The following is an 18,897-nucleotide window of genomic DNA, read 5'->3' on the forward strand; positions in this document are numbered from 1 at the left end:
TTACTCATATTGCTAGGGCGTGTTGATCTTTGTGGATTGAAATTTGTTCAATCTAGGGGCGATTAAATCGCGGCGCGAGGTTTGTAACCTAGTGGGCTAAGTAAAAACCGAGCAACAAAGAGTTGATCGCCCCTAGAAAGAACCCAGAGGGCAGTGCATGTTTGGCATTTATGCTGCGTTATCGCCTATTTATGGGGAATAACCACACTACATAGGCTCTGCCTTGCCTAAAAACCAAACATACTGCTGCAAATTCACCCACCAAAGATCAACACGCCCTAATTAAAAAGCCCGCAACTAAACTAGTTGCGGGCTTTTTGCTTTTTATTTATTAGCTTATTAATTAAAGCGTTTCACCGTATTCAGTCATTACCTGTTCAACCCATGTTGCAATGCGGTCGTCGCTTAGCTCGTATTGACTGTCTTCGTCGAGTGCGAGTCCTACAAACTGTTTACCATCAGGCGTTAATGCTTTTGAAGCTTCAAACTCGTAACTACTGTCGTTTGGCCAAAAACCAAGTTGAGTAAATGTTTGCGTATTTATTTCGTCGTGTAGCATGCCTAGCGCATCTTGAAACCACTGCCCGTAACCTTGTTGATCGCCCATGCCAAATAAAGCAATGGTTTTACCATTTAGGTTTACGTCGGCTATGTCGTCCCACTTTGACTCCCAGTCTTCTTGTATTTCACCAAAATCCCATGTTGAAATACCAAAGATGATAAAGTCATACTGCTCTGCATTTTTTAGTGGCTCGTCTTTAATATTGTGCAGGGTAACTATATCGGCACCAATAATGTCGCGAATCTTTTCTGCTGCCATTTCGGTGTAGCACGTAGTAGAACCAAAAAATAAACCAATTTGCATCGTATTTATCACTGTGTAATTGCCTGATATGATAGGCTCAAGTTTACCGTAAGGTATTTTTAATTGATACCTTAGCAAAGCATGAGAGCATAATGTGACAACGCTATCTGACGATTCTTTTGAAAATAACAGCAGTATGAGCAGTAATAGCGACTACCTAGAAACCTTTTTAGATAGCCTGTACTTAGAACAAGGCGTAAGCGAAAACACATTAAGTGCTTATCGCAGTGATTTAGATAAGTTTTGCCTATTTTTAAAGGGCGAAAGTTTAATGACGGTAACAGGGCTTGATGTAGAGAGTTACTTAGCGCACCGAGTCGATTTAGGCTTAAAACCACGCAGTACTGCACGTAGTATTAGTGCGTTAAAGCGTTTTTATCAGTACTTTGTGCGCGAAAAACTAATTAGCGACACTCCCATGCTAAATATTTCTCAGCCAAAAGCAGGGCAGTCGTTACCTAAAACACTCTCAGAGGCCGAAGTTGAGGCATTATTAAATGCGCCTAATACCGAAGAAGCGATGGGACTGCGCGATAAAGCCATGCTAGAGCTACTTTATGCAACGGGTTTGCGTGTAAGTGAGCTTGTTGGACTGCGCATGGAGCAAATTAATTTGCGCCAAGCAGTGGTGTTTGTAAAAGGTAAAGGTAATAAAGAGCGCTTAGTTCCACTGGGTGAAGAAGCCATGTATTGGCTTGAGCAATTTTTAAAGGGTGGGCGTGCGCAAATGATAAAACATGCCACCGATTTTGTGTTCCCATCTAAACGCGGAGTAGGCATGACGCGACAAACCTTTTGGCATAGAATTAAACACTATGCTATTTTGGCAGCAGTTGAGTCTCCATTATCGCCCCATACTATGCGCCATGCTTTTGCTACGCACTTATTAAATCATGGGGCAGATTTACGTGTGGTACAAATGATGTTGGGCCATAGCGATTTATCAACTACGCAAATTTATACCCATGTTGCCAATGAACGGTTAAAGTCGGTACACGCAGAGCATCATCCGCGTGCGTAAGTTTGAAAGTAAATATCATTAAGCCGGTCAATATATTAAGTATTTTTAGGATAGAGAGAAGTTATGAAAAAATTAATGTTAGCAGGTGCCATGTTGTGCACAAGTATTAGTGCATTTGCAAATGGCGTTGCTGTAACACCAGATGCTAATGATCCTATTATTACTAAATTTGCCGAGCTTGGTGTAACTGTAAAGCAAATTAACCCAAGTCCAGTAACGGGTTTAAAAGAATTGATTACTAACAAGGGCGTGCTTTACGCAAGTCCAGACGGTCAATATTTAATGCAAGGTACGTTAATTGATTTAAATAATCGTAATAACCTAACAGAGCAAGCATTAAATGGCGTGCGTGTTGAAGGTCTTAAAGAATACGAAGAATCGATGATTGTGTACAAAGCGCCAAACGAAAAACACAGCATTACTGTATTTACCGACATTAGCTGTGGTTACTGTCGTAAATTACACCGCGAGTTAGACGATTTACTTGATGCGGGTATTACCGTTAAGTACTTAGCGTTTCCACGTGGTGGCTTACAAGGTTCAGGTTACGCAGATTTAATGAATGTATGGTGTGCACGCGATCAGCAAGAAGCACTAACAGAAGCTAAATCGGGCACAAGCACTAAAGTAGTTGCAGGCTGTAGTGCACCGGTTGCAGAGCATTACCAATTAGGTCAAAGCTTTGGTATTAGCGGCACACCCGCTATTATTTTAGAAGATGGTACTATGATCCCTGGTTACCAGCCAGCAGCAGCACTAAAAGCAGCATTAGAAGCTAACAAAGCGTCGTAATTAAACGCTTAGTTATTATTAAAAAGGCCTTAATGGCCTTTTTTTGTCTTTTTAATACGACTCAATAAGTTAAAACCCTGCATGAAAAAACTAATCATTGCGCGTGAAAACGTTGACGACTCGCATCTGCCGAGTAATTTACACCCTGTAATTAAACAAATTTATGCTAACCGCAATGTATTCAATGCCGAAGAGCTAAATAACAGCGTAGCTACGCTTCACGACTTCAAATTGTTTAAAGACATCGACAAAGCCAGCGACTTATTAATTGAAGCATTAAAAGCGCAAAGCCAAATATTAATAGTTGGCGACTTTGATGCCGATGGCGCAACAAGCACTGCAACATTAATGCAAGGCCTTGAGATGTTTGGCTTTAAGCATTTAGATTACTTAATTCCTGACAGGTTTAGCTTAGGTTATGGCTTAAGCCCCGCGCTTGCTGAGCAAATAGTACAAATAAAACCTGATTTAGTGATCACAGTAGATAACGGCATATCGTGTATTGCCGGTATTGATATTTTAAAAGCGGTTGGCATAAAAGTGCTGGTAACAGATCACCACTTACAAGGTGAGCAGCTGCCAAATGCAGATGCAATCGTAAATCCAAATAGGCACGAATGTGATTTTCCGTCTAAATCAATTGCAGGCGTTGGCGTTGCTTTTTACTTATTAATAGCGCTGAGAAGCGTAATGCGAGATTTGGGTTATTTTGAGCAACAACCACCGCCTAATTTAGCTAACTTGCTCGACATTGTAGCGCTTGGCACGGTTGCCGATGTAGTGGCACTTGATGCAAATAACCGTACCTTAGTACACCAAGGTTTAGCACGTATTCGCAGTGGTAAAACACGCCCAGGCATTACCGCGCTTATTGAAGTGGCTAACCGCAATGCTGCCCGCTTAAGCGCAAGCGACTTTGGCTTTTCACTTGCGCCGCGTTTAAATGCAGCAGGGCGATTAGACGACATGAGTTTGGGTATAGCGTGCTTGCTTAGCACCGACATAAACCAAGCGCGTAGTATAGCCGGCGAGCTCGACAGCTTAAACTTTGCAAGGCGCGAAATAGAACAAGGCATGCAAGCCGAGGCGCAAGCCGTGCTTGATAGGCTCGCATTTAGCGATGATAACATTCCTGATGCTATTTGTTTGTTTCAAGACGATTGGCATCAAGGTGTTATTGGGATTTTGGCTGGTCGCTTAAAAGAAAAATACCACCGTCCAACCGTTATATTTGCTGGTGGCGAAAACGGTGAGATTAAAGGCTCGTGCCGCTCTATTGAAGGGCTACACATGCGCGATTTACTCGAAGGGCTTAATACAGCCGACCCACACTTAATTAATAAATTTGGTGGCCACGCCATGGCAGCCGGCTTAAGTATTAACGAGCAGCACTTTAACGACTTTAAAAAAGCGTTTGATGCCGCAGTTAGCGCGCAACTGAGTGAAGAAAGTAAACGCTGTATTGTATTTACCGACGGTGAGCTGCCAAACGACTGCTTTACGATGGAATTTGCCCAGCTATTAAAGCAATCGGGCCCGTGGGGTCAGCAATTTCCTGAGCCGGTGTTTGAGCATACCTTTGAAGTAATACAGCAGCGCATAGTAGGCGAAAAGCATTTAAAGCTCGTGTTAAAGCATCAATCTGGTCGATTAGTTGACGCCATTGCTTTTGGTATTGATGTAAAAGAATGGCCAGATACTGAGGCTAAGTTTGTAAAAGTAGCGTACCAGCTCGATATAAATGAGTTTAGAGGTAAATTTACGCTGCAATTAATAGTTAGAGAGCTTGAAAAAGTGCACTAAAAAATATGTAATATCATGCATAAAATGCTAATAAAGCGCGCGGTTTTTTGTTAAAATCGGGCGTTTTTATCATTTGACGATAATTTATTGCGAAAATCCCATTTAAAGGGGCGCAATTACCTAGCCATTTTGGAGTGATGTACATGTTTGAAGTGAATCCTGTGATTAATCAAATCAAGGAAATTCGCGAACGTACTGAATTGCTTCGGGGGTACCTTTGACTACGCTCTTAAACAAGAACGCTTAGAAGAAGTTAACGCCGAGCTTGAAGATTCAGCCGTGTGGAATGAGCCTGAACGCGCACAAGCGCTTGGCCGTGAAAAGTCAGCATTAGAAGCTGTTGTTGAAACAATCGACAACCTTGTAGCCGGTACTGATGATGTTGAAGGCTTACTTGAGCTTGCTGTAGAAGCTGAAGATCAAGATACCTTTGACGAAGCGCAAAGCGAATTAACTGATCTAAACGAACAGTTAGAAGGTTTAGAGTTTCGTCGTATGTTTTCAGGTCCTCATGACTCAAACGATGCGTACCTTGATTTACAATCAGGTTCTGGCGGTACTGAAGCACAAGACTGGTGTAATATTCTACTTCGTATGTATTTACGTTGGGGCGAGGCTAAAGGCTTTAAAGTTGAGCTAGTTGAAGCGACCGACGGTGATGTTGCTGGTATTAAAGGCGCAACTGTCCGCTTTGTTGGCGAATACGCTTACGGTTGGTTACGCACAGAAACTGGTGTACATCGCTTAGTACGTAAAAGCCCATTTGATTCAAGTGGTCGTCGTCATACTTCATTTGCTTCTGCGTTTGTATACCCAGAAGTTGACGATAATATTGAAATTGATATGAATCCGTCAGACCTGCGTATAGACGTTTACCGTGCATCGGGCGCGGGTGGTCAGCACGTTAACACCACCGAATCGGCGGTTCGTATCACTCACGTACCAACAAATACCGTAGTGCAGTGTCAAAACGAGCGTTCACAGCATAAAAATAAAGCCCAAGCGATGAAGCAGTTAAAAGCTAAATTATTTGAGCTTGAGCTACAACAGCAAAATGCTGAAAAACAAACGCAAGAAGATGCTAAATCTGATATTGGTTGGGGTAGTCAAATTCGTTCATACGTACTTGATGACGCACGCATTAAAGATTTACGTACAGGCGTTGAAAACCGCAATACCCAATCGGTACTTGACGGTAACTTAGATAAATTTATTGAAGCCAGCCTTAAATCTGGCCTATAACCACCAAGCTAATAAAGAGCTAAAAAATGACTGATAAAATCCAAGACGAAAACAAGTTAATCGCTGAGCGTCGCGGCAAGTTAGACGCTATACGCGAAAATTGCCCAGCCAACGGTCATCCAAACCAATTCCGTCGTGAGCATTACACGGCTGATTTGCAAGCCCAGTTTGGTGATAAGAGCAAAGAAGAATTAGTAGAGATGCAAGAAGTTGTGTCTATCGCTGGCCGTATTTTAGCAAAGCGTGGACCGTTTTTTGTAATTCAAGACATGAAAGGTCGCGTACAAGCGTATGCATCTAAAGATGTTCAAAAAGATCTTAAAGAAAAGTATGGTCAACTAGACACTGGCGATATTATTGGTGTTAAAGGCGCATTAAATAAATCAGGTAAAGGCGATTTATACGTAGAAATGACTGAGTACCAACTATTAACTAAGTCACTTCGTCCGTTACCAGAAAAATTCCATGGCTTATCAGATCAAGAAACAAAGTACCGCCAACGTTACGTTGATTTAATTACTAACGAAGCAACGCGCGAAACATTCCGTATTCGTTCACAAGTAGTTGAAGGCATTCGTCGCTTTTTAGCAGACCGTGACTTTATGGAAGTAGAAACACCAATGCTACAGGTTATACCAGGCGGTGCATCTGCGCGTCCGTTTGTAACTCACCATAACGCACTTGATATCGACATGTACTTGCGTATAGCGCCTGAGCTTTACTTAAAGCGCTTAGTGGTAGGTGGTTTTGACCGTGTATTCGAAATTAACCGTAACTTCCGTAACGAAGGGTTATCTACGCGTCACAATCCAGAATTCACAATGATTGAATTTTACCAAGCATACGCTGATTACATCGACCTGATGAACATCACCGAAGACATGCTACGTACGGTTGCAGAAAACGTACTAGGTAGTGCAGTTGTAGTTAATACAACTAAAGACGAAAACGGCGAAGTTATCGATTCAGTTGAGTACGACTTTGGCCAACCGTTTACACGTTTAAGCATGAGCGATGCAATATTAAAATATAACCCTGAGTTTGATGCTGCGGTATTTAACGACCCAGAAAACCACTTTGACGAATTAAAAGCGTACGCTAAACAAGTGCACGTTAAAATTCCTGAAAATTGTGTTTGGGGCCCAGGTAAGTTCTTGTGTGAAATATTTGAAGAAACAGCAGAGCACATGCTTATTCAACCTACGTTTATTACTGGCTACCCGTGGGAAGTATCTCCACTTGCACGCCGTAACGACGAAAATGCATTTGTTACAGACCGTTTTGAATTTTTTGTTGGCGGTCGTGAACTTGCAAATGGTTTCTCTGAGCTTAACGATGCACAAGACCAAGCTGAGCGCTTTACTCGCCAAGTTGAAGAGAAAGACGCAGGCGATGATGAAGCAATGCATTACGATGAAGACTACATACGCGCACTTGAGTACGGCTTACCGCCAACTGCAGGTGAAGGTATTGGTATTGACCGTTTAGTAATGTTGTTTACTGACTCATCAACAATTAAAGACGTTATTTTGTTCCCGCATATGCGTCCACAAGCTGACTAAGCTTTGGGTAGAACAAAGTAAGTTAATAAACGCCGCTTAATAGCGGCGTTTTTTTTGCTTTGCATTAGTATTTTAATTAATAAGTACTACACTAAAAATTAAATGTAGTTATTAGTGCTGGTTAATGTGCAATTCAGCTTCGCTAATTTATTGTTATTGGCAGTTTTTAATATTAAAACTAACAGTGCTATAACTTTTTAGTATGATTGTTTTTTAAACATATGTTGTATTTATGTAAAGGTTTTAGCTAGAATACGCACGAAATTTACACTGCTTGGTACTTAGCAGCTAAATATAGGACTTAGAATAATAGTATGAAAGACAAACGAGTAGATGATTTATCAGAAGAATGCACATCAGAGCAAGAAAGAAATGCTTACTACCGTGCTTGTATTGCCGAATTTCAACAATTAGGTTACCAAGAACAGTATTTGGCTCAGTTAACGGATGAGTTAGTTCCTGTGCTAGGCATTAATCCTTCAAATAAAAATACGTAACCCGCTTAAATTTCAAACTAATTACACTTTTAAACCAAGCATATGTGCAATCTATAACCATATAGTCGTTTTTGGTAGAAAAGTGTTTGACATATTTTCTGAAATCTTTATTATACGCCCCACAAGACGGAGAGGTGTCCGAGTGGCCGAAGGAGCTCCCCTGCTAAGGGAGTATAGAGTTTGTAGCTCTATCGAGGGTTCGAATCCCTCCCTCTCCACCATTTCTTTTAATGGCGTGTTTAGTAAAGTTTTAAAGTATGGGTGCATAGCTCAGCTGGATAGAGTACTCGGCTACGAACCGAGCGGTCGGAGGTTCGAATCCTCCTGCGCCCACCATACTTTAATAACTCTGCTTAGAGTCTAAATAAGCAAAAGCTCTACTTAGAGTTAAAATAAGTAAACTATAAAGTGGGTGCATAGCTCAGCTGGATAGAGTACTCGGCTACGAACCGAGCGGTCGGAGGTTCGAATCCTCCTGCGCCCACCACTTTCATAAACAAGCCGACATTAAGTCGGTTTTTTTGTGCCTAAAATAAAGTGAAATAACAGAGAGGCACCTGTAGACGCTGAGCTTGCTCGCGTGAGAAGCGCCAGCTTCTAATCACTGTATCTGCTCAAGCCCACTTAACCCTTTTCTAAAGCTGCTCTTTAATATTACCTATGTTATTTTAAACGCCTTGTTTAAAAGGATATTGCAGTATGTTTAAAACCCTATTTATTACGTTATTTTTTATTTTTAGCGCTATTTTTATTTCCAGCGTACAAGCCAACGAAGCTAATAACTCACTTGTTGTAGGTGCGCAGCAATATGCTAAATATTTACCGCAGTTAAAAAATAAACGTGTAGGGTTAGTAGTCAATCAAACATCAACTATTGGGCAAACTCACTTAGTAGATGCGCTGCTGACTAAAAATATTAATATAGCTAAAATTTTTGCACCTGAGCATGGCTTTAGGGGCGATCACGATGCGGGCGCGCATGTGAAAAATGCCGTTGATAGCAAAACCGGTATTCCGCTTATTTCTATTTACGGTAAAAATAAAAAACCAAGCCAAGCTGCTTTAGCCGATGTTGATGTGATTATTTTTGACATTCAAGATGTCGGAGTGCGTTTTTATACCTACATAAGCTCTATGCACTACATGATGGAAGCCGCTGCAGAGCAGGGGATAGAATTTTTAGTACTCGACAGACCCAACCCAAATATTGCCTACGTTGATGGGCCAATATTAGAGCCAGAATTTAAATCGTTTGTAGGCATGCACCCAATACCTGTTTTACACGGTATGACCGTTGGCGAACTTGCCAAAATGATCAAGGGCGAGGGCTGGATCAATAAAGCGCCCGATTTAAAATTAACGGTGATCCCTGTTGATCATTACACTCGCAAAAGTACTTACAGCTTGCCTGTAAAACCCAGCCCTAACTTACCTAACGATCAGGCGATTGCGCTTTACCCGTCGCTTTGTTTTTTTGAGGCAACGCCTATCAGCATTGGTAGAGGCACCGACTTTGCATTTCAAGTAATTGGCTATTCGCCAGTTGCATTAGGTGACTTTAATTTTACACCGCGCGCAATTAAAGGCGCTGCTTTAAACCCTAAATTTAAAAACCAAGCCGTGCAAGGGCTCGATTTAAGACAGGCAAATATTTCAGGTTTAAATTTAACTTACTTAATAAATGCGTACACGGAGCTTAGTAAAAACAACATCTCGTTTTTTGAGCGCGCTGACTTTATGGATAAACTAGCGGGTACTAATAAATTGCGCTTAGCTATTGAAGCAGGTCAATCAGAAGCGCAAATAAAACAAAGTTGGCAGGCGGGGCTTGCGCGATTTAAAGCGCAAAGAGCGCCTTACTTGTTATATAAATAAGGGCTAAGCATGTTTATTGCTTTTAAAAAAAAATGTGGTTATATAAAAAAAGCGTTTGTAGTGATTTTAAGCTTTATTATTGTGGGTTGTAGTACACCATCTGAGCCTATTAGCTCGGTGCTACCACTTACAAAAAGCCAACTTGTAGAGCTGCCTAACGCACAAGTGGTCGTTACGTTTCCTGAGGTAAATCCAAGTAGCCGGTTTTATGTAAATAACCGAGGAACGTTTAAAGCTTACAAAGGGCGCGGGCAATTATTAATACAAAACCACGACGCACAAAGCGCCGATATTTATATTAATAATCAAAAGCTCGACGTTAGCCAACTGAGCGCCAACACTTTATACAATTACAGTTTGGCAAAAAATACTCACAATGGTGTTAATACTTTTAAAGTTGAAAATATTTTCCCTGTTGGCGCAAGTTTAACGCTACGTTTTGCATTTCCTACTTTAAGCGATGAGTCAAAAAAGCATATAGATTTTAGTGAAGTAGACACATTAATTGAGCGTGATGTAAAAGCGGGTTTTCCTGGGGCTGTGTTGGCCGTTGTTAAAAATGGTGAACTAATAAAATTAACCGCCTATGGCGATGCAAAGCAATATCAGCAAAGTGATTTAATGTTACTTCGACCAGAGCCCATGCAAACTAATACCTTGTTTGACCTTGCCTCAAACACCAAAATATTTGCCACCAATTTTGCACTTATGAAATTAGTAAGCGAAGGGTTATTGAATATTAATAAACCCGTGCAAAGCTACCTAAGCGAGTATAAAGGCGAAGGCCGAGCAAAGCGCACAGTAAAAGACTTACTCACTCACAGCTCCGGATACCCGCCAGTATTTGACTTTCATCGTAAAGATGGCAGCTACGGCGACGCGTTTTATTCGCAAAACAGTAAAACCACCAAACAGCTATTACTTACCAGCGTGCCTTTTAGTAGTAAATCATCTGGGCAGCATGTTTATTCAGATATTGATTACATGATTTTAGGCGTACTAATTGAGCGCATTACAGGGCAGCCCCTTGACGAATACCTAGAGCAGCAAGTGTACGCGCCACTAAAATTAACTAACACGTTATTTAATCCACTTAAAAAAGGCTTTAAGCCGGAGCAATTTGCAGCCACTGAGCTTAGCGGCAACACACGAGACGGGCGCATTAAGTTTGATAATGTTCGCACCACTGTTTTACAAGGACAAGTGCACGACGAGCGCGCTTACTATTCTCTTGATGGCGTAGCAGGGCATGCGGGATTATTTAGTAACGCTCACGACTTAGCTGTGCTTTGCCAGCTATTATTAAATAATGGTGGTTACGGCGACCAACAATTATTTAGTGCAAGCGCCTTAGCGCAATTTTTAACGCCGCAATCAAGCGACGAAACCTACGGGCTTGGTTTTAGGCTTGCCGGTAATAATCAAGCAAGGCGCTGGCACTTTGGCCCTTATGCAAGCGCGCAGGCTTATGGCCACACAGGTTGGACAGGTACAGTGACCGTAATTGACCCCGCTTACGACTTGGCTATTGTTTTACTTACCAATGCTCGCCATAGTGCAATTAAAGGCTCGCTAAAACGTTACGAATTTACAGGCAAACAATTTGAAACCGCACAGTACGGATCGGTGGTGTCGCTTATTTATGAAGCGTTACTAAATCAATAAGCTATCGTATAGGTTAAAACGTACTAACTGTGCCACCTTAAGTGATTTATTTACAGGTGACTTGAGTAAGCCAATCCATTAAGCTAAGCGGTCTATAAAACTAAGCCGGTTTATGTTGTTAGGCTTAACAAATAAGCGTTAAAACGCGTACAAAGCGAGGTTTACTCGCTAATAATTAAGGTTAACTTTTTATGCATTGGTATTCTATTTTACCGCCGCTAATTGCGATTGCTATCGTGTTTTGGCGAAAAGAAGTGATTATGGCGCTACTTGTTGCTGTTGCTTCTTCTGAGTTTTTACTCGCCTTTCAGGGCGAAGGTAATAGCTTGTTTGATACTTTTTTAAATACCATTGAACGTATTATTTCGGTTGCCAGCTCGCCAGGTAATACACGCATATTAATATTTAGTATTTTAATTGGTGCACTGCTTGCCTACATTCGCGAATCTGGCGGCGTTGCAGCAACTGTTAATATGCTAATGAACAAAGGCATTGCAAAAAGTAAGCGCCAAGTGGGCTTTTTAACCATGTTTACCGGCATTGCGGTGTTTATAGAATCTAACCTGAGCGTACTCACCTCGGGTATTTTATCGCGAGGCTTGTTCGACAAATTTAAAATGAGCCGAGCGCGTCTAGCGTATATTATTGACAGCACCAGTGCGCCAGTGTGTATTTTAATACTACTTAACGGCTGGGGCGCATTTGTACTTGGTTTGTTAGGTAACTACGAGCTAGGTGAGTCGGCTGTATCGGTATTATGGGGCAGCGTTGGGTATAACTTTTACGCCATAATTACCCTTGTTATTGTTTTTTACACCATCGCGTTTGATAAAGTGCACGGCCCAATGAAAGAAGCCGAAGAAAAACTAGAGCTTCAAACAACCGACTTAAAAGATGAAATAAAAGCCTCTAAAGCGCGTTACATGTTAATCCCGCTTATTACGCTAATTACCAGCATGGTTGGCTTTATGTATTACACCGGTAATGGTGTGTTGGCAGAGGGTAGTGGCTCTAAGTCAGTATTGTACGCAACAGTTTTAGCCATTGTTGTCGCTTACTTTTTAATGATTGGTTCTCGTAAATTTACGCACCATCAATTAGTTGATACCGGTTTTAAAGGTATGGGCGAATTAATGCCGCTAGTCGCCATTGTACTGCTTTCGCTTACACTTGGCGCAAGCTTAAAAGAGCTTGGTACTGGCGTATTTGTAGCGTCACTTGTTGGCGACTACTTACCTATTTACCTAATAGTACCGGTGCTGTTTTTAACCGGCGCGGTTATGTCGTTTACTACAGGTACATCGTGGGGTACGTTTGCTATATTAATCCCAATTGGTGTGCCACTTATTCAAGCGCTAGGTTTACCGCCATCGCTTGTTGTAGGTGCTATTTTGGGTGGTGGTATATTTGGCGATCATTGCTCGCCTATATCCGACACCAGCGCTGTATCGGCTATTGCATCGGGGTGTGACTTACTCACCCACGTTAAAACGCAGCTACCGTATGCCTTATTTGGTGGTGGCCTTACGTTTTTAGCGTACTTAGTAACAAGCATTATTGTTTTATAAAATTTGATTATTTAAATACTCAAAAGCCTGCTTAATCGCAGGCTTTTTTGTTTTCAAAATAAATAAAGCTAATTAAGATAGAGCCAAGCAATACCAAACTCAAAGGCTCTATAGTTATTAGAAAAACTATTTAATTATAGACTTAAGTACCCGTATTTATATTTTTTAGGTTATTGTATAGCATGAGCTTTAAGCTTTTTGATAGCTGGCAATTCTTACTTTTCAACTCATATAAGGCTGTAAATCCACACTATGTTTGCAATTGATAATATCATTCTCGTTAGTGCCATATTAATTTTACTAGGAGTGATCTCGAGCAAGTTATCTGCACGCGTTGGCTTACCTGTGCTGGTACTATTTTTACTTGTAGGCATGCTCGCAGGTGAAGACGGTATTGCAGGTATTTCATTCGACAACGCAGAGGCCGCACATGCTCTGGGTACTCTTGCGCTTGCCATTATTCTATTTGATGGCGGCTTACAAACGCCTACCAGTTCAATTAAACAAGTGTGGAAACCCGCGTCTGCTTTAGCAACCGTCGGGGTGTTATTTACCGCTATAATTACAGGTCTTGTGGCCACTTATATTTTAGATCTGCCCATATTACAAGGTGTTTTACTGGGCGCTATTGTTGGCTCTACAGATGCTGCAGCAGTGTTTGCGCTTTTACGAAGTGCGGGCATTCACTTAAACAAAAAGCTTAAATCTACGCTTGAAATAGAAAGTGCCTCGAACGATCCAATGGCTATTTTTCTAACGGTTGGATTGCTCGAAATGCTCGTTAACGACATGCCAATAGGGCTGGATTTACTACAGTTATTTGCTCAACAAATGGGTGTTGGCGCTATTTGTGGTCTTTTAATTGGTAAGGTATCGGTTTGGTTTATTAATCGAATTAAACTAAATGCATCGGGTTTGTATTTAGTGATGGTAACCGCATTTGGACTGCTTTCTTTTGGCCTTTCTGCAACGCTCGGCGGCAGTGGATTTTTAGCTGTATTTATAACAGGCGTGATTTTAGGTAACAGCAAGTTTGTATATAAACGCGGTATTTTTCTGTTTCATGACGGCTTAGCATGGCTTGGGCAAATAACCATGTTTGTTGTATTAGGACTTCTTATTAACCCGTCGTCGTTGGTTGATGTATGGCTAGAAGGATTGCTTATTGCATTGGCACTCATTTTTGTTGCTCGCCCATTAGCGGTAGCGCCTATTTTAAAACTGTTTGGCTTTAATAATCGCGAAACCCTGTTTGTATCTTGGGTTGGCCTTAGAGGCTCAGTACCCATTATTTTAGCTATATTCCCATTACTATTTGGCCTTTCAGGGGCTGAACTTATTTTTAACGTTGTTTTTTTCGTGGTGTTAATTTCAGCCACGTTGCAGGGCTCAACAATGCCTTGGATGGCTAAAAAACTAAATTTAGTAGAGCCGCCACCTGATTTGGCTGCTGCAACACTCGAAATTACAGCCCTAAACGATATTGATATAGAAATTGTAGAATACACCTTAAGTGATGTTTCTCGGGTTTCTGGGCGCAGCTTGTCACATGCCGCACTTCCTGAGAGTGTGGTTGTTGCTATGATTACACGGGGTCCGTCAATCATACCGCCACGAGGCTCAACTAAGTTAAAAGCAAACGACCACTTATTTGTTGTTTTAAAACCAGATAACAGACCTTTTGTTGATTTAGTTTTTACAGCAACCGATAAAACAAACCACCAAGATAGCCACTTAGCGCACAACGAACTTAAAGTGAAAGGAGTAACGTTGGTAGGCGATATATTTTACTCTTATCACATGCAAATAGACGCCCCAGAAGAGATAAGCTTGGAAGAAGTGATCAACCAAAAGCTTTCAGGAGAAGTCAGTAAAGGCGATATTGTTGTTATTGGTAATGTGCAAATACGCGTTATAACAATGGTGCATACACGCATAGTTACCATTGGCTTAAAGTACTTAAACAATCCAGAAAAACGACTTTTAAAGCCGTAATCATTAACAATAATTTGTTTAGCGCTAGGCTCACGTTTATAGCGTACGTAGGTTGGGTTGAGTGGCACGAAACCCAACGGTTCTCCAATGCAATGAGCACACCCAAAGCTAGTTATATGTAGTGTTTTTTGTAGGTGAACAGCTTGCTGGCGTGTCGGGCGCTAGCCAAAAAAGTTAGGTTCAGCATAGGAACAGTATTCAATATTTTTGCGCTAGCGGCAGCCTCTAAAAATTATATCCCAGGGCGTGCTGGCACACTGATAATCATGCGATTTTTCCGAACATCAATTGACTACTTTTAGGCTAAAGTTTTTCTGCTTTAGGTGGTTTCAGGTAAACTAACTATATGAAATACGCAAAGGAATGTTTATGAGCCAGATTTTTGGTGATACAGATGATAAAAGGGCTTTATATGAAGCTCTAACTAGATATAACTATTTTCCAAATCAACGAGCAAATATAGGTGAGTTACCACCGAGTCTAGATACAAGGCAATTTACACCAGAGGTGGCAGAGGCTATTTCTAAGCTTGAAGAGACTAAAGGAAGATCTGGTTATGACTTAGTTGAATATAAGGCTACAAGATATAATAACGTGCCTAGAGTATTGGGACTTGTTCATCCCAGAGCTTACTCATCACTAGCCAAGTGTATACATGAGAATTGGGGAGAGCTGAAATGCGTTACCGAGAACGCAAATAGTATAATTAAGCCTGAGTTTCATCACAGTGAAAAGCGATTGGTTGTAATGAATTATGAAGATCCATTCGTAAAAATTAGTCGCTCGCATACTTCTTCTTTTGCAAAACGATTTAGAGTTCACACTGATATAGCGAATTGTTTTAATAGTATTTATTCTCATGCGATTGCATGGGCTGCTGTTGGAATTAAAGAGGCTAAAGATCAGCAAGGTAATAAACGTGCTTGGTTTAACCGTTTAGACACCTGCCAGCGAAAAACTAAGCGTAATGAAACTCAGGGAATACCAATAGGTTCGGCAGCCTCTAGTATTGTGAGCGAGTTAATCTTAGGTAAAATTGACGAAGCCTTAATAAGTAAAAATTATGAGTTTCATCGATATATAGATGATTATACTTGCTACTGCTTGACTAGCGAAGACGCTCAAAACTTCATCCAAGATTTATCTAACTCTCTTGCTCTATATAAGCTGACACTGAACTTAAAGAAAACATCGATAATAGAGTTACCAGCGGCTTTTGAAGATGAATGGGTGTTAGATTTGAGAAGTGCACTACCAAGTCGCTTGGGTAATGCAGGCGAAAGCGAGCCCCAACTATCTGCTGACGAAGCGCTTACGTTTTTAAATAAAGCTATTGGGATAAATAAAAGTACGCCTGATGGAAGTGTATTAAAGTATGCAATATCATTAATCATTAATTACTTAGATGAAGGTGCTAATGTAAGTTTATTGGAAGCTCTTCTGAACCTATCGTGGCACTACCCAGTTTTACTCCCGTTATTTGACAAATTATTAGGCAAAGCAGAGATAAATGCAGGGATTTTCGAGCAACAATTAAATGTAATAATAAGAGAAAATGCTGATAAGTTCCGATCTGATGGTATGTCTTGGCCGCTTCACACGATGTTAATTAATAACGTCATCCCAAAAATAGAAACGGCTGAAAAGGTCATTGCGAGTGGTGATTGTGTTGCAATTACTTTGTTATTAGAAATGCATGACTTTAATGAAATGATCGTCGAGTTCGCACAAACTATAATTGATGATGGTGATAACTACGAAAAAGATAACTATTGGTTATTACTTTACCAACTATATCTAAAGGGCCTAATTGATAATCCGTATGATGACAAAGTATTTGAGTGTTTGAAAAAATACAAGGCTAATTTTATACCTCAAAATACGCTTACTGAAGCTGAAAAAAAATGTGATGAAATTCATAGTGAAATGGGAACTAACGCATTCAAAAAAGTATTTTCAGAAATTAAGGGGGTACCGGTTAATGAAAAACCTAATGAGGACTCACCTGCTTTTTAGTTTCTAATGAACAGTTACGACCTAATTCTATTAGGTCGTAAAATTAAATTACCACCTAAGCCCCACATTGCCTAACCCCAGCTCCCGCATGTTTAAGCGCAATAATCTGCCCTTTACCGTTATGCGCCATAGCGAGCATATCACCCGTATTTAGACCACTTTCTACCGCGTGTTTACCCTTTAAATCACTCAACAGCGAATGCTTAATTTGCACGAGCACCTCGTCATTACAGCTGGCTATGTACCAGTCGTTATCTACCTTCACTAGAGTGCCGTATTCTATGTGGCGTTGTTGGTGGCGGCGTAAATCGTTAGCTAATTGATTATCAAGCGCGTGTTTTTGCTCGTTTATGGAGCTTGCGTAGCTACCTGCTTGATTTATTTCGTGTGTTTTTATAAATGAATAGTCGTGAATGTCTATAGTGTTAAATACGCTTTTAAGTACGGTTTTAGGCTCTGTATTTATTACGTTGTTATTATCAAACACAATAAAAGCGAACACGCCCAGTGCGCAGGCAAGGCTGGTTAGCTGCAACGTAAAGCCGAACTTTTTAGGCTTAGTGTGGGTGGCTTTATTAAGTAACGCTTTTTTCTGATCGCTTGTAAGTGTAGTGCGCGCTTTTCGCTCTTTGTAGTGTTGTGTGAGCTTTTGATCAAGCGGCTCATCAGGCTTGTTCATTGTTTGCTCCTAATAAACGTTTAAGGTTTTGCTTGGCATAGCGCAGCCTTGTTTTAATAGTCTCAAGGCTGCTCTGCGTTATAAGTTCTATGTCGGTGAGCGAAAAGCCTTCTTGTTGTAAAGTAATGGCTTCGCGTTGTACAAAGCTGAGTTGTTTTAGGGCGGCGTCGAACGCGTCATAGCTTATGTTTGAGCTGCCTATATGCGAGTCTCCACTAGTTAAGTCACTGCTATTTAAGTCGCTTTCGCTTTTATCATTTTGTGCTGCTAAATGCGTGTTTTCGTCAAGCTCTACAAAGTGTTGTTGCCTGCGGTATTCGTCAATGAGTGTGTTGCGGGCAAGTTTAAACAACCATGCTTTGGGTGTAGTTTGGGCTTGGTAAAGGTGGCGTTTTTCGATTACTTTTAGCCATGTTTGTTGGCTTACGTCGTATGCTAAATGCGTATTAGATTGCGTAACAAGGTAGTGGTATAAGTCGTTACCGTAGAGGGCAATAAGCTGCTCTAAGTAACGATTGTCGCCACTTTTTGCGTAACTTGCCATGCAGTCCTTGCTTGGCGTTTCAAATAACCATGACTTAATACTTAGTAGCATAGGCGTTTAGTCCGTTAAATAGAGTTATCTAATTTAAAATCGAGCTGTACGGTTTGACCTGTTTGTAATTGTGCCACACCTTCAATTACTTTGGGGCGATATTTCCAGCGTTTAATTGCTCTTATTGCTTCGCGGTCAAAGGTACGTTTTGGCTCGGCGTTAATAACTACTGGGTCGATTACTTCCCCCGTTGGCGAAATACTAAAGCTTAGTTGCACCCAACCTTCAACACCAGCGCGTGCTGCTGTGGTTGGGTATTTAGGGTTAATGCGCACAATGGGTGTTGCATCCCCTGTTGGGCGATTAATGGTGTTGTTAATGTCGCCACCAAAATCGTCAATTGTAATCGGCGTAAAGTCGCTAATTGCCAACACAGGATCGGCTGATGTATCAAGCGGTGGAGCTTTTTGCGGCACTTTAGGCATCGGCGGTGGCGGCTGTATTTTTTGTATATGCCTTAGCTTTGAATCCTCAGGTGCCTGAAAAATTTCTACTATAATATCGTCCCCTGGTTTAACCGGTGCGCGTTGCTCGCCACTTATTAAATATTGCATAAACGCAAAAGCTGCAAAGGTCATTGCGGCGCCGCCAATAACGGCAGTCGATGTTTTAATAAATACTGGGTTGTTAGGTACTTCAAGTGTGTGCATAAGCCGCTCCAAATTTTATTGACCACTACAATTAGGGTGTTTTCAAAGCTATAACGGGTGGCAAATCAAAAA

General features: G+C 41.1%; 15 protein-coding genes and 3 tRNA genes. 14 read left to right on the forward strand and 4 right to left on the reverse strand.

Translation table 11 applies throughout. From position 1 onward, the window contains the following. Positions 1–343: 343 nt before the first annotated feature. Positions 344–865, reverse strand: a complete 522-nt coding sequence (gene fldB, locus P20429_RS08815; RefSeq protein WP_007583764.1) for a flavodoxin FldB — start codon at positions 863–865, stop codon at positions 344–346. A gap of 94 nt (positions 866–959) precedes the next feature. Between fldB and xerD the strand changes: the two genes are divergently transcribed. The 14 genes from xerD to drt4 all read left to right on the forward strand — a co-directional run bounded on the left by xerD (position 960) and on the right by drt4 (position 16,901). Continuing rightward, on the forward strand, positions 960–1,886 hold the full coding sequence (gene xerD, locus P20429_RS08810) for a site-specific tyrosine recombinase XerD (protein WP_007583766.1): 927 nt from the start codon (positions 960–962) through the stop codon (positions 1,884–1,886). A 63-nt stretch (positions 1,887–1,949) separates the two neighbouring features. Beyond that, positions 1,950–2,678 (forward strand): bifunctional protein-disulfide isomerase/oxidoreductase DsbC, encoded by a 729-nt coding sequence (dsbC, locus tag P20429_RS08805; protein WP_007583768.1) that lies wholly within the window; start codon positions 1,950–1,952, stop codon positions 2,676–2,678. Between the two features lie 81 nt (positions 2,679–2,759). Beyond that, positions 2,760–4,481, forward strand: coding sequence for a single-stranded-DNA-specific exonuclease RecJ (recJ, locus tag P20429_RS08800; protein ID WP_007583770.1), 1,722 nt, complete (start codon positions 2,760–2,762; stop codon positions 4,479–4,481). 143 nt (positions 4,482–4,624) lie between these two features. Beyond that, positions 4,625–5,723, forward strand: a protein-coding gene (gene prfB, locus P20429_RS08795; protein WP_096058065.1) for a peptide chain release factor 2 whose coding sequence is annotated in 2 segments (ribosomal slippage) — positions 4,625–4,699 and positions 4,701–5,723 — 1,098 coding nt in all. Because the reading frame shifts where the segments join, the coding sequence is not laid out codon by codon here. Positions 5,724–5,749: 26 nt separating this feature from the next. Beyond that, on the forward strand, positions 5,750–7,285 hold the full coding sequence (lysS, locus tag P20429_RS08790) for a lysine--tRNA ligase (RefSeq protein WP_007583775.1): 1,536 nt from the start codon (positions 5,750–5,752) through the stop codon (positions 7,283–7,285). Between the two features lie 314 nt (positions 7,286–7,599). Continuing rightward, the gene (locus tag P20429_RS08785; protein ID WP_007583777.1) at positions 7,600–7,782 is read left to right on the forward strand and encodes a hypothetical protein; all 183 of its coding nucleotides are present in this window, start codon (positions 7,600–7,602) and stop codon (positions 7,780–7,782) included. A gap of 128 nt (positions 7,783–7,910) precedes the next feature. Beyond that, positions 7,911–8,003: transfer RNA gene (locus tag P20429_RS08780), tRNA-Ser, on the forward strand. 38 nt (positions 8,004–8,041) lie between these two features. Further along, positions 8,042–8,118: transfer RNA gene (locus tag P20429_RS08775), tRNA-Arg, on the forward strand. A 74-nt stretch (positions 8,119–8,192) separates the two neighbouring features. Then, positions 8,193–8,269 (forward strand) — tRNA-Arg (locus tag P20429_RS08770). A 212-nt stretch (positions 8,270–8,481) separates the two neighbouring features. Continuing rightward, entirely contained in the window at positions 8,482–9,657 is a 1,176-nt protein-coding gene (locus tag P20429_RS08765) for an exo-beta-N-acetylmuramidase NamZ domain-containing protein (protein ID WP_007583779.1), read from the forward strand. Between the two features lie 9 nt (positions 9,658–9,666). After that, the gene (pbp4b, locus tag P20429_RS08760) at positions 9,667–11,322 is read left to right on the forward strand and encodes a penicillin binding protein PBP4B (RefSeq protein WP_007583781.1); all 1,656 of its coding nucleotides are present in this window, start codon (positions 9,667–9,669) and stop codon (positions 11,320–11,322) included. Between the two features lie 191 nt (positions 11,323–11,513). Further along, positions 11,514–12,890, forward strand: coding sequence for a Na+/H+ antiporter NhaC family protein (locus P20429_RS08755; protein WP_007583783.1), 1,377 nt, complete (start codon positions 11,514–11,516; stop codon positions 12,888–12,890). Between the two features lie 252 nt (positions 12,891–13,142). After that, entirely contained in the window at positions 13,143–14,885 is a 1,743-nt protein-coding gene (locus P20429_RS08750; RefSeq protein ID WP_007583785.1) for a potassium/proton antiporter, read from the forward strand. A 369-nt stretch (positions 14,886–15,254) separates the two neighbouring features. Beyond that, positions 15,255–16,901 (forward strand): antiviral reverse transcriptase Drt4, encoded by a 1,647-nt coding sequence (drt4, locus tag P20429_RS08745; RefSeq protein WP_007583788.1) that lies wholly within the window; start codon positions 15,255–15,257, stop codon positions 16,899–16,901. 55 nt (positions 16,902–16,956) lie between these two features. Here the strand turns inward: drt4 and P20429_RS08740 are convergent, their stop codons facing one another. From P20429_RS08740 to P20429_RS08730, 3 genes are read right to left on the reverse strand one after another with little or no spacing between them, the layout of a single operon-like run. Beyond that, positions 16,957–17,580, reverse strand: a complete 624-nt coding sequence (locus P20429_RS08740; RefSeq protein ID WP_007583789.1) for a hypothetical protein — start codon at positions 17,578–17,580, stop codon at positions 16,957–16,959. Beyond that, positions 17,567–18,175, reverse strand: a complete 609-nt coding sequence (locus P20429_RS08735; RefSeq protein ID WP_033026829.1) for a sigma-70 family RNA polymerase sigma factor — start codon at positions 18,173–18,175, stop codon at positions 17,567–17,569. The genes P20429_RS08740 and P20429_RS08735 overlap by 14 nt, the downstream gene beginning before the upstream one ends. 14 nt (positions 18,176–18,189) lie before the next feature. Then, on the reverse strand, positions 18,190–18,825 hold the full coding sequence (locus P20429_RS08730) for an energy transducer TonB (protein WP_007583793.1): 636 nt from the start codon (positions 18,823–18,825) through the stop codon (positions 18,190–18,192). Positions 18,826–18,897 lie beyond the last annotated feature (72 nt).

Origin of the sequence: Pseudoalteromonas sp. BSi20429 (assembly GCF_000238895.1) — a bacterium.
Taxonomy (GTDB): domain Bacteria; phylum Pseudomonadota; class Gammaproteobacteria; order Enterobacterales; family Alteromonadaceae; genus Pseudoalteromonas; species Pseudoalteromonas arctica.

Bases quoted from the DNA above. Each gene is read 5' to 3' on its own strand.
- P20429_RS08740 (WP_007583789.1), bottom strand. From the start codon at position 17,580: ATGAACAAGCCTGATGAGCCGCTTGATCAAAAGCTCACACAACACTAC.
- P20429_RS08755 (WP_007583783.1), top strand. From the start codon at position 11,514: ATGCATTGGTATTCTATTTTACCGCCGCTAATTGCGATTGCTATCGTG.
- fldB (WP_007583764.1), bottom strand. From the start codon at position 865: ATGCAAATTGGTTTATTTTTTGGTTCTACTACGTGCTACACCGAAATG.
- P20429_RS08750 (WP_007583785.1), top strand. From the start codon at position 13,143: ATGTTTGCAATTGATAATATCATTCTCGTTAGTGCCATATTAATTTTA.
- drt4 (WP_007583788.1), top strand. From the start codon at position 15,255: ATGAGCCAGATTTTTGGTGATACAGATGATAAAAGGGCTTTATATGAA.
- P20429_RS08765 (WP_007583779.1), top strand. From the start codon at position 8,482: ATGTTTAAAACCCTATTTATTACGTTATTTTTTATTTTTAGCGCTATT.
- P20429_RS08730 (WP_007583793.1), bottom strand. From the start codon at position 18,825: ATGCACACACTTGAAGTACCTAACAACCCAGTATTTATTAAAACATCG.
- dsbC (WP_007583768.1), top strand. From the start codon at position 1,950: ATGAAAAAATTAATGTTAGCAGGTGCCATGTTGTGCACAAGTATTAGT.
- lysS (WP_007583775.1), top strand. From the start codon at position 5,750: ATGACTGATAAAATCCAAGACGAAAACAAGTTAATCGCTGAGCGTCGC.
- P20429_RS08735 (WP_033026829.1), bottom strand. From the start codon at position 18,175: ATGCTACTAAGTATTAAGTCATGGTTATTTGAAACGCCAAGCAAGGAC.
- P20429_RS08785 (WP_007583777.1), top strand. From the start codon at position 7,600: ATGAAAGACAAACGAGTAGATGATTTATCAGAAGAATGCACATCAGAG.
- recJ (WP_007583770.1), top strand. From the start codon at position 2,760: ATGAAAAAACTAATCATTGCGCGTGAAAACGTTGACGACTCGCATCTG.
- pbp4b (WP_007583781.1), top strand. From the start codon at position 9,667: ATGTTTATTGCTTTTAAAAAAAAATGTGGTTATATAAAAAAAGCGTTT.